The sequence below is a fragment of the Acinetobacter tibetensis genome (assembly GCF_023824315.1).
Taxonomy (GTDB): Bacteria; Pseudomonadota; Gammaproteobacteria; order Pseudomonadales; family Moraxellaceae; genus Acinetobacter; species Acinetobacter tibetensis.
Genome location: NZ_CP098732.1, coordinates 1,172,853 through 1,184,564 on the forward strand (window position 1 = coordinate 1,172,853; position 11,712 = coordinate 1,184,564).

Consider the following 11,712-nt stretch of genomic DNA (forward strand, 5'->3'; position numbering starts at 1 on the left):
AAATATTAAGTGATTTTATCATCTTATTTTTTATTAAATGTTAAAAAAATGATGTTTAATGTCAATCAAATTCATTATAATGTGAAATAAGTCACACTTTTGTTGTTTGGGTTAAGTCATGATTTTACAACAATACAAAATAGTTTTTGGCGGGACCATGGGAGCAGGCAAGTCTGCTGCGATTAAAACACTTTCAGATGTAGCGGTGATTAGTACAGAAGCTGTGAATACAGATACACAAGCTCATTCTAAACTTTTGACCACAGTTGGAATTGATTATGGTGAGATTAGATTAGATGACGGTACACAAATAGGCTTATATGGGACTCCAGGGCAAGATCGATTTGATTTTATGTGGTCAATTGTCTGTAAAGGAGCGATAGGGATTGTACTGCTGATTGATCATAGTAGTTCCGAACGATTGCTCGATTTAGAATTTTACTTAAAAGCATTTGACAATTATGGTTCCAATATTGTGGTGGGTATCACACATATAGATGTGGAACATGAGTTAAAGTTGAAAATTTACAGAGATTGGATGCACGTCCATCAAAGAAATTATCCTATATTTGCTGTGGATGCGCGTGAGAAAGATGACGTGTTGCTTTTAATTGAGACATTAATTGCAATGCTTGAAAGTCAAAACCTTGTAGCTATTTGAGTAGCAAGTAAAAAGGTCTATTTTAGGTGGAATGCCATAGTCACTTAAGGGTTTTATTCATGCATAACGATATGATTTTATAAATAGTATTACTGGATTAGTAGTGTTAATTATGTTTTGTATGTTAGATGGCTTGGAACAGGTAATAGTATCGAAAAAATATTTTTGAGAATCAAGGTGAAACTGTAGTGGCCAGTCGTTCGATTTTAGCAAAGGTTTCTGCGGTTATTACCGAAAGCCTCTTAAGGTATTGTCAGACTATTGGTTTAGATACAGAAAATGGGAAAGTTTTTTATCAGTGCTGAACCACTTTAACGCTCTAATGGTTTTGATGGTTGTTGTCTATAAAGATATTTTAATTGATGAAAGACGTTATCACTTTCAAAAATTAAATGAACAACAGGTTCAGATTCATCAAAGTTAAGCATCAGTTTATTGTGGGAATCACTGAATAATTGATGGAATTGTCAGTGTAAGGATATGTTTTAAATCTTAAAATTATGGTTAATTTTGAATGAACAGCATTTTAAATATTGCAGTATTTGGGCTAAGTTTAAGCACGTTAGATCATATTAAAACGCAGGTTTTACTTGCGTTGCCATCGTCTACTCAGGTGAAATGGGTAAATTTGGCAGAGAAAAAAATTGATCTGTTGCTTGTCAATGATGTGTTCTTTAATGCACCAGGGATTCAGAAAGTTTTGAGTAATCCTCAAATTACTTATTTACGCTTAGTCAAAAAGGTCGAACATGCTGGGCGTATTATTGGTGATCAGTTGTTTTATCCATTTTCAAATTTAGAGCATTTACATGAATGGCTGTCTGAAAAATTGGTTCTAGTCACAGCTATGCCTTTTTCATTACCCATAAGAGAGATGAAAGCAACCCCAATTTTGCCAACGATTACTCCTCAAGTTGAAATATCAATTGAGCGTGTATTTACCGAAATATTCACTCCCAGAAATGGTTTTATTCAATTATTTGATGCCAGCGGTTTTTTAGCATTGATTGATACACGAACAGAAAGAGTATGGGTGGATGCAGGCAAAACGATTCAACTGAACTCAACCTTAAATCAAACGTATGCAACAGCGCAATTTGTGCAAGAAATAACAAAGCATAAAGAAGTCTATGATTTACGCGTATGGTTGTGGAAAGTGGTAAATGCATCAACAGATTTGAAATTACCTGTAGTTGACCTCAATCAGAATTTCAAACTCGAAATTTGGCCTCAATTTGAACGTGATTTGAAACGAAATGAGTTTTTAAAAATGGCAGCATGTTTCTCACATGGTGCAAAAATAAGCGATGTAAGGCATTTTTTGAATTTAAGTCATGATCAGATATTGAATTTTGTATCTTGTGCTGTTTTACTGCAACAGGGGCGTTTTGTAAATCAAAATGAAGTGAAATTTCAGGAAGATACAAAACAAGTAGAATCTGGCCAAGGACATAAACTCCGTAGTTTTATTGGTAAATTACGTAAAAAACTTGGCTTATAAATAATCTGCGCCTAATCATAATTTAAACGGGGTAATTCCCATATCAAGAGGAAACAAGGAATGGCACGTATTAGTCTAGATGCTTTAACAAGTTTAGATGGTTTTGTAGCAGCAGCACTGGTAGATAGTGACAGTGGTCTTGCTTTAGCGACTCAGGGGAATGGTGTAGATTTAGAACTTGCAGCTGCGGGTAATACTGAAGTGATTCGTTCTAAACGCAAAGTGGCAAAAGCATTGCAACTAAATGATAATATTGAAGATATTCTTATTTCTTTAGGTAAGCAGTATCACTTAATTCGTCCTTTAGATACCAATGAAACATTATTTTTGTACTTGGTACTCGACCGCGCTAAATCAAACTTGGCTATGGCGCGTTACGAATTAAAAGGCTTTGAAAAAGGTCTTGATTTTTCTTAATAAAATTAAAGCGGTTCAAATGCCAATGTAACTCACATTGGCATTTTTTTTGATTTAATTTTAATAATAAATTTGGTGTGCAGTTTTAAAAGTACTTAAATGGAGCTGTACTAATTCAGGCAAAGCTTGATATCCGCCAGCCAAGACAAACATTAATGGAATTTGGTTCTTTTTTGCCAATCGAAAAATTATTTCATCTCGCTTTTCAATCAGTTCAGTACTAAACCAAGAAGATCCACAAGGATCATCCTGATGACAATCCATTCCTGCTTGATAGACAATCAGATCGGCATTCCATTCTATTGCACGTTTAAAAGCATGGTGAATGGCGAGAATATATTGGCTAAAGTTACCATTATGCTTATGTATGTGACTGGTTTCAGAACGTTCATAGGTTGGACAGCCAAAGGCAAGACCATAAATACTATAATTAAATAAATTTTCGTATCGCTTGGTAAATTCAGCAGTACCATTACCACCGTGTTGATCACAATCGAGCACAAAAATACGCTTATTGGGGAATTTTTTGGCGATGAGTGCTAAACCATTAAACGTACAAAATGAGCTACCAAATTCATAAATTGCATGATGGAATCCTTGGGCAATATTGGCAGAAATTTGATGTTTCCACGCCAATTCAGCCGCAAGAATTTGACCTGCATTAATTTGATATACAGCATCGCGAAGTTGCGTATTCCAAGGTTTAAAACCCTGAAATGTCGCCATTTTCTCAGGCATGCCTGTATGAAAGGCATCAACATATTCAGGTGCATGTAACTGTTTTAAAATATCGATCCCTAGCGGATCAGGTGTATGGAACTTGGTGATCCCTAAGGGTTTTAATGCCTCAGCCACCGCTGTTAATTTCTCCATACTATTGGTATGAGTTTGTGCGAAGTACTGTGGAGAGTAACAAACCTGTAGCATGGGACTAACCTTGAATTTGCATTAAAGCAATATCCTGTAATTGTTGAAGTTGAGTTGTTCCCGGACTAAATAAGCCGTTATCAACTTGTTGTTGATAATGCGTCGTAAATGCTCGTGCACGATTTTCAGGAGAAACGGCTAGGGTGGTGAGGCGTAAAAACCAGAAACCATTGATTGCAGAATAAGGCATAATGTAACCCTTAAATTTCTGATTGGGTGCTTTTTCTTGAATGAGTGCGCGATCATAATTCACAGAAAATAATGATCCTGCGGGTAAGCAAACGCCGTTCATTAAAACAGGTTTCAAGCTAATACAGGAGTGATTATCTCCCATATTTAATTTTTCTAATAAAATCGGTTGCTGTTGTTCATCGACAAAAATATTGATTTCACCTTGTCTGAGCATGCGACCATGCGCGATTTTAAGGAAGAAATTTTCTGCCATTGGGCATGAACCGACTTTAGGTTTTTCCTCTAAAGCTTTTAATTCCACCATACCTGTTTGTGCAGATGTTCTGGGTAAAATAATATCGGCAATTAAACCACAAAGCAGTTTGCTTTCTTCTAATGTTGCCTGTGAAGAAATTTCACGGAGTTTTTGTTGCAGTTTAATTTGCTGCTGTACTTCAAACTTAAGCTGTTCAGGCGTGGAGTCGGGAAGTGTATGTGCGGCATGATTTTGATCTAAATTATGCCAATCCGAAATTGCGAACTGTGATTGTTCAAGCAAAGTTTTGAGTGCCTTGGTTTCAAATTGATTAAAAAGTTTTAAATCAGAAAAATCTTGTGGCAATCGAGAGGTATTGATGTATTCAGCCAATACACGAGTCGCTTGTGTGTAGCCACAGCCTCGGCGTTCGGTTTGATGTGAAAAATGCTCATTGAGCATTTCGGTAAGTTTAGATGATAGCGGATGAATATGTTGTTTAAACAATTGAATAATTTCGTGATCTGTTTCGTTCATCCTTGCCTCATTTTTATGCATAAAAATCATTTTGAAGTACATTTCTTTTAAATGAAATGTCTGATTTATTCTCAAGTTTTATTAGAGATTTATAAGGTCATACAATAGCAAAAAAATATTTGAATAAAATCACTTATACTATTTTTATTCATTATATTGGATGATTTTTATACCTTTGTTCAAAAGAGAATATAAAAAAACCAGCCTCGAAAGGCTGGTTATTCTTTAGGGTTCAAATTGAGTTAGTGTTGAAGATTTGGCTCACTTACAGACACTTCTACCGCTTCACTACTTTCTTTAAGTAATTCATCGGTCAATTGCTCAGGTACTTTGGCTTTTTTCTTATTTTTTTTGGCTTTTTTCTTTTTTTTCTTTGGCGCTTCTTCAATTTCTGCACCATCTTCGATTGCTTGCCAATATTCAAGCTGTTCCATGACCGCAGCGTAGATTGAGCCTTTGCTATAGCGACCTTTTTTATCGAGTGTGCCTACAGGTCGAGCCATTAAAATTTCAAGGGCTTGATCAATGGTTTCAATCGCATGAATATGGAATTGACCTTGTTCAACGGCTTCGCGTACATCCAAACGTAACATTAAGTGCTGCATATTTTGACGTGGAATAATAACCCCTTGCTTACCGGTAAGCCCCTGAAGCTTACAGGCATCGAAGAAGCCTTCAATTTTGGCATTAACACCGCCAATAGGTTGTACTTGACCTAATTGGTTCATAGAGCCAGTAATCGCCCATGATTGATCAATCGGTAATTGGCTAATTGCAGAAATGAGAGCTGACAGTTCAGCAACGGTCGCACTATCACCATCGACCTGACCATAGCTTTGTTCAAAGGCGAGGGCAGCAGAGAAATGCAGAATCTGCTCACGACCAAAATGTGCTTTTAAGAAGCTCGACATTAATAGAACGCCTTTGGCGTGTAATGAACCACCCAGTTCAACACTGCGTTCAATATCCAGAATATCGCCACCCCCTTGATATACAGAGGCCGTTAGGCGAGAAGGTAAGCCGAATTCGACATCTGCATAGTGGATGACGGATAAAGCATTGATTTGTCCTAAGCGATGACCACGTGTTTCAATCAGTTGTGTGCCACGGGACAGATCTTGCCAATACAGTTCACGTAAATAGCCTAAGCGATACTGGCGATGTTGTAAGGCAGTATTAATATGTTTGTCAGCTACAATTTTATCACCTGCTTGTACAGCATGATGATGAGCCTCCCGAATTAAGTCACCCAAAGTCAACGCATGGAGCGAGAGGGAGCTTTGGTCTTCGGCTTGGCGGCTCGAATCTGTGAGCAAGGCAGCCAAGGCTGAGCGATCAAAAGGTAACAATTTATCGGCTTGTACATAATCTGCAATCAACTGCATATAAGCTTGTTCATTGGCATCATTACGTTGCAGCGTGTCGGTAAAATCAGCACGAATTTTAAATACACTGCCCAGTTCAGGCTCGAGTTCCAAAATTTCATAATAGACTTCTGGCTCTGCCAATAATACGACTTTGATATTCAGTGGTATTGCTTCAGGTTCAATAGAAATACTGCCCGTAAGCGTTAACATGTGCTCAAGCGAAGAAAGCTTTAATTTCCCAGATTTGAGTGCACGCTTTAACCCTTGCCATGCATAAGGTTGCTCAAGTAATTGTTCTGCTTCAAGCATTAAGAATCCGCCATTGGCTTTATGCAATGCACCTGGGCGAATTAGGGTGAAATCAGTCGTAATCGTGCCATGTTGAGTCAGTTGTTCAACATGCCCCAATAAATTGTAATGGGTCGGGAAGTCCTCAAAAATTACAGGTGCGCCACTGTTGGGCTTATAGGTGACAATAATATTGGCTTGGTAACGCGCGGGTACTCGGCTAAATAATCCTGGCGTAAAATCGTCTTCTTCTTGCTCAAGCACAATTTCAACATTGTTAATAATGTCTTCGGCATAAAGTTTTAAGTATTCGGCTAAACCTTCAACTTTAGAAAACTTATTGAGTAACAGATCAATGCGAGGTATAACCACTTGATTGGCAATATCACGATTCAGCTCTTGTACTTTGTCACGTGCGTCATCTTCTAGATCACCTAAATGTAATCCTAAACGCTCGAGCTTTTTATCCATATAGCGCATGTTTGAGACAATTTCTGCGCGCTGTTTACTATTTAATGCATCAATATCCTTTTGCGACATCTCTTGCATTTGATCGTCTTTAAATTGCACAGGAATAAAGCAGTGCTCGTCATGGCGTGTGACCAATTTTAAGCTGAGCTCTTCACCTTCTTTGGTTAATTCAACCAAAGCTTGTTGTTGTTCATCACCTGTTTGTTGGCGAATCAGTTCAATCCGATTGTGATAAGTTTCAGTGGTAAAGCGACGTTCGAGTTGCTTTAAAATGGTTTGCCATGTTTGGTGCAATAAAGCCTGAAATTTGGGTGCTTGTCCCGCAGGAAGCTGAAGCGCGATGGGCTGGCGTGAGGATTTGAAATTATTGACATAAACCCAGTCATTAGGCGTAGGCATGGTTTTGGCATGCTGCTGCAACAGGCGTTTAACCATGGTGCGTTTACCTAAGCCCGCAGTACCTACAGCAAAAATGTTATAGCCAGAATATGGCAAAGCAATACCAGCTTCTACAGACGCACGCGCACGATCTTGTCCAAGAAAATTATTGAGCGGTTTAATACGTTTTGTTGAAGTCGGAATGTTGGTTAAATTCGGAATATGCGTGAGTTGTTCTGATTTTAAACGTGTTTGATTGAACGTGTTTTGAATTCCAGTTTGCTCGAAGGCGGTAATCAGGTGGTTTTGCGGATCTCGTGCTTTATTATTTGAAAGGTTGGTGGATAAAGAAGAATTCATCTGTTCAAGTTTTTGGGTCACTGTGAAATCCAAAACAAAATATTGCGGTAGAGGTTTAAGGTATACAGGTTTAGTGGAAAAATTCAAGCAAAGCCGCTGTTTTTCTCATCAAAATAAAGCAAACATTTCATAAATACTGTTGAAACCCGAGCACTTAAACGGTTGAATAGCACACATGATTTTTTGTAGAAAATAATAACCTAATGACAACTCAAGCAAATGGATGGAAGGCTGCATTTCAGGCATTTCTAGATCGGCGCGCTGCAATTATGCTGTTCCTCGGTTTTTCAGCAGGTATTCCAATCTTGCTGATCTTCTCTAGTCTGTCTTTATGGCTTGGTGAAGCAGGTATTGAAAAAAGTGCCGTGACTTTTTTTAGTTGGGCAGCTCTGGGTTATTCCTTTAAGTTTGTTTGGGCTCCCTTGATTGATGAACTTCCTGTTCCATTTTTGACCAAACGTTTGGGACGTCGCCGTGCATGGTTGCTAATTGCGCAGTGTCTCATTATTTGTGCCATTTGTATTATGGCATTTTCAGACCCAGCTTTAGGACAAAGCTATTTGTACCAAATGGCAGTTGGCGCGGTATTGTTAGGTTTTTCTGCCGCGACACAAGATATTGTCATTGATGCCTACCGTATCGAGTTGGCAGAAACAGAAATGCAAACAGTTTTGGCGTCGACTTATAATGCAGGTTATCGCATCGGGATGATTGTGGCGGGTGCAGGGGCGTTATTTCTGGCAGCGTCATTAGGTACAGCGAAAGGCAATTATATCTATAGTGCATGGAAAGTGACCTATTTAGCCATGGCTGCGGTCATGGTCGTCGGTATTCTGACGACCTTGATTATTCGTGAACCACAGGTCAATCGTATTTATAAAGAATATCAACGATCAGATTATTATCGTTTGGTCATGGTATTCTTTATTGCTGTGATTAGTTTTGTCTTGTCCTATATTTATTCCGGCACTTTAATTGAAGCTTTGGTTGCATCTTTAGCGATCAAAGATTCATTTCTACTGTTTTGTTTTGAGGCATTACGTTTTCTGGCTTCAGGTGCTATAGCACTGGTTATTGGCGCACTGTTGGTCAAAATGGGTGCAGTCAATAAGCAAATGGCATTTGAAACGTGGGTCAATCCGATTGCGGATTTCTTCAAACGTTATGGGGTAAAGCTCGCTTTAGTTCTCTTGTTATTGATCGGTTTTTATCGTATTTCAGACATTATTGCAGGTGTTATTTCCAATGTCTTTTATCAAGATCTGAATTTCACCAAAGAGCAAATTGCTGAAGCGGTAAAAATTTACGGTGTTATTTTTAGCCTTTTAGGCGGTTTTTTAGGTGGTTTACTGGCGCAGCGGATGAATATCATGAAACTGATGTTTGTTGGCGCCATTCTTGCGAGTTCAACCAATCTCATTTTTATTGGCTTAGTAAAATCAGGCAAGCCTTTGCAGCAAGTCGACGTTTCTATTGGCGCACAGCATTATCAAGTTCAGGCAGATGAAGTGGGTTATTGGAAGCTGAATGTTCCTGTTCAGGTGTTGAATCAGTCCAATCAAATTCATGCTTCAGTTGCATTTACTGAAAAGTCTGATGAAAAATCATCTGTAGAGATGCCTTATTTAATGGGTTCAGCGGCTAAAGCCATTATCTTATTTCCGTTAACTGCGGATAATGCTTTAAGCCCGAAAGAAGTTCAGCAATCCGTTGTGGTGAAAGGTCAAATTCAAGGTGTTGATGCTACTCAACTACAGCCAGAGCAACCCGTCAGCTTATGGTTAGACGGTCAGCAATATCCTGCAAAACTAGATGCACAAGGCATTTTTAGTGGAGCAATTGATGGCAAGTTATTAGAAAATGCCAAAAACAAACAGGTGATCGCTCAATTAAATACGCTGGAAACTTCGTCATCCGTCAAGGTCAGTCATCCTTATCAAGTATCTAGCCAACAATCTGCTTTAGAATTGACGATAGATCCGATACTCGCTTCAGCAGATTCAAAGCAAGACGTACAAATTACAGGCAAGGTGATTAAATCGTATAGTACTTTATGGCTGTATTTTGCCATTATTGTCGACAATTTAGCTTCTGGATTGGCAGGGGCGGCGTTTATTGCCTTTCTTTCTAGTTTGACCAGCGTTTCTTTTACTGCTGTACAATACGCTATTTTTAGTTCACTGATGACCCTTACGCCTAAAATTTTAGGGGGTTATTCGGGTACTATAGTAACAAACATTGGTTATCCAAGTTTTTTCTTGATGACCACCTTAATTGGAATTCCAATTTTAATTCTGGTGGTTTGGGTCGCGAAGTTACTTCGAGATCATCAAAACAAACAACTTCAACTGAAGGATGAATAATATGCGAATGCTCCATACCATGCTACGTGTAGGCAATTTAGAACAGTCATTAAAGTTCTATACCGAAGTGCTGGGTATGACTTTGCTTCGTAAACGTGATTATGAAGAAGGTCGTTTCACATTGGCTTTTGTCGGCTATGGTGATGAAGCCAATACCACAGTGCTTGAATTGACGCATAACTGGGATACGAATCAGTACGATTTAGGGAATGCTTATGGTCACATTGCAATTGGTGTTGAAGATGCCTATAAAGCATGTGAAGAGATTAAAGCACGTGGCGGTAAAGTGGTACGTGAAGCAGGCCCAATGAAAGGCGGCGTAACCGTGATCGCTTTTGTTGAAGATCCAGATGGTTATAAAATTGAGTTGATTCAGCAAGATTCAAATGCACGTAATAACTAAGCATAGTGTTATTGATTAACTAAATATCGAATATAGCACTTGAAAAGCTAGCAATATTTGAACAGCCCAGTAAGATGAAGTTGACCTACAGGTAAAATTCGTCTACTGGGTTTTATTTCATCTTTACTTTTTAAAATATATATAACAGGATGTTAAGCAATGAACATGCTCAAGCTTCTTGCCTTGGATCGATTCACTTTACTCTTGGTTGCCATGGTTGTACTGGCATCGTTTCTTCCTGTTTCTGGTTCAGCCGCCCATTTCTTTAGTGTTATTACTACGATTGCAATTGCAATTTTATTCTTCTTACACGGTGCAAAACTTTCCCGTGAAGCAATTGTCCAAGGGATTATGCACTGGAAATTTCATGTATTGGTGTTTGCTTTCACCTTTGCAGTATTTCCAATTTTAGGCTTACTTGCAAAACCTGTACTGTTGCCAATGCTGGGGCAAGAACTGTATTGGGGTTTCTTGTTCATGTGTTTTTTACCTTCGACGGTACAATCTTCAATTGCATTTACTTCAGTTGCTAAAGGTAACGTCGCCAGTGCGGTATGTAGTGCTTCATTTTCTAATATCATTGGAATGTTTATTACACCTGTATTGGTGAGTGTATTTATTCTGGGCAAATCAGAACATGGATTTGATCCAACATCATCCATTATTCAAATTACCTTATTGTTGTTGCTGCCGTTTGTATTGGGACAACTGTTTCGTCCACTCGTTTACCCACATATGATGAAAGTACCGCGCTTGGTTAAAAGTTTTGATCAAGGTTCTATTTTGATGGTGGTTTATGGTGCTTTTAGTAGCGCAGTTGTTGCAGGGCTGTGGAACGAAGTCAGTTGGAAAACCATGTTGATTTTAGTCTTGGCATGTTCGGTATTTTTAACTGTAATTATGTTGTTGGCGTATTATCTGCCGAAGTTATTCGGTTTTAACCGTAAAGACCAAATCGCGATTTTCTTTTGTAGTTCAAAAAAGACTTTAGCGAGCGGTGTACCAATGGCTCAAATTCTGTTTATTGGACAGCCACTCGGAATGATTGTTCTGCCCATTATGATCTTTCACCAAATACAGTTGATGGTCTGCGGTATTATTGCAAATCGTTGGTCTAAACAAAATCCTGATGAAAGCGGAGAATAGTTCGCTATCTAGATTTATTTGGCGTATAATGCTGTCCACTTGTTGTGCTTAGCTCTGACGGTATCCGTCTCGGTGGGCCAAGAGAATGGTCTGTTGTGGTATTGACCTGCTTTAATTAAAGCTTTCCTTGCAATATGCAAGAGCGGTCAATTGCGATGACAGCATAAGCCTTTCTTACACTTAGGAGTAATCGACCATGCGCGCCGATATTCACCCAAAATATGAAAAATTAGTAGCTACTTGTTCTTGCGGTAACGTAATTGAAACTCGTTCGGCTGTTGGTAAAGAAGCTCTTTACCTAGACGTATGTTCTGCATGCCACCCATTCTACACTGGTAAGCAAAAGAACGTTGACACTGGTGGTCGTATCGACAAATTCAAGCAACGTTTTTCTGGTATGTCTCGTTCTATCAAACGCGACTAATATCCCAGTTGAAAAAAACGAGCCATTGGCTCGTTTTTTTAT

The 11,712-nt window shown here is 38.7% G+C and carries 10 protein-coding genes; 7 read left to right on the plus strand and 3 right to left on the minus strand.

What is annotated here, in order from left to right; all coding sequences use genetic code 11:
• The first annotated feature begins 118 nt into the window (after window positions 1-118).
• From M5E07_RS05685 to M5E07_RS05695, 3 genes are all read left to right on the plus strand, one after another.
• Window positions 119-661: a GTP-binding protein gene (locus M5E07_RS05685; RefSeq protein WP_116759265.1), complete on the plus strand. Its 543-nt coding sequence runs from the start codon at window positions 119-121 to the stop codon at window positions 659-661.
• Window positions 662-1,175: 514 nt separating this feature from the next.
• Window positions 1,176-2,162, plus strand: a complete 987-nt coding sequence (locus M5E07_RS05690) for a hypothetical protein (RefSeq protein WP_116759266.1) — start codon at window positions 1,176-1,178, stop codon at window positions 2,160-2,162.
• Window positions 2,163-2,222: 60 nt separating this feature from the next.
• Window positions 2,223-2,579, plus strand: a complete 357-nt coding sequence (locus tag M5E07_RS05695; RefSeq protein WP_116759267.1) for a roadblock/LC7 domain-containing protein — start codon at window positions 2,223-2,225, stop codon at window positions 2,577-2,579.
• A gap of 60 nt (window positions 2,580-2,639) precedes the next feature.
• Here M5E07_RS05695 and M5E07_RS05700 read toward each other — a convergent pair whose 3' ends face one another.
• From M5E07_RS05700 to M5E07_RS05710, 3 genes are all read right to left on the minus strand, one after another.
• Window positions 2,640-3,506 (minus strand): arginase family protein, encoded by an 867-nt coding sequence (locus M5E07_RS05700; RefSeq protein ID WP_252222816.1) that lies wholly within the window; start codon window positions 3,504-3,506, stop codon window positions 2,640-2,642.
• Window positions 3,507-3,510: 4 nt separating this feature from the next.
• Window positions 3,511-4,470, minus strand: a complete 960-nt coding sequence (locus M5E07_RS05705) for a hypothetical protein (RefSeq protein WP_116759269.1) — start codon at window positions 4,468-4,470, stop codon at window positions 3,511-3,513.
• Between the two features lie 242 nt (window positions 4,471-4,712).
• Complete coding sequence (locus M5E07_RS05710) at window positions 4,713-7,355, minus strand: Lon protease family protein (protein ID WP_252222819.1); 2,643 nt, start codon at window positions 7,353-7,355, stop codon at window positions 4,713-4,715.
• 182 nt (window positions 7,356-7,537) lie between these two features.
• Between M5E07_RS05710 and M5E07_RS05715 the strand changes: the two genes are divergently transcribed.
• The 4 genes from M5E07_RS05715 to rpmE all read left to right on the plus strand — a co-directional run bounded on the left by M5E07_RS05715 (window position 7,538) and on the right by rpmE (window position 11,670).
• Window positions 7,538-9,697 (plus strand): AmpG family muropeptide MFS transporter, encoded by a 2,160-nt coding sequence (locus tag M5E07_RS05715; RefSeq protein ID WP_252222822.1) that lies wholly within the window; start codon window positions 7,538-7,540, stop codon window positions 9,695-9,697.
• A 1-nt stretch (window position 9,698) separates the two neighbouring features.
• Window positions 9,699-10,100, plus strand: a complete 402-nt coding sequence (gloA, locus tag M5E07_RS05720; protein ID WP_252222825.1) for a lactoylglutathione lyase — start codon at window positions 9,699-9,701, stop codon at window positions 10,098-10,100.
• 159 nt (window positions 10,101-10,259) lie between these two features.
• Window positions 10,260-11,246 (plus strand): bile acid:sodium symporter family protein, encoded by a 987-nt coding sequence (locus M5E07_RS05725; protein ID WP_116759273.1) that lies wholly within the window; start codon window positions 10,260-10,262, stop codon window positions 11,244-11,246.
• A 196-nt stretch (window positions 11,247-11,442) separates the two neighbouring features.
• Complete coding sequence (gene rpmE, locus M5E07_RS05730) at window positions 11,443-11,670, plus strand: 50S ribosomal protein L31 (protein ID WP_116759274.1); 228 nt, start codon at window positions 11,443-11,445, stop codon at window positions 11,668-11,670.
• The last annotated feature ends 42 nt before the right edge of the window (window positions 11,671-11,712 follow it).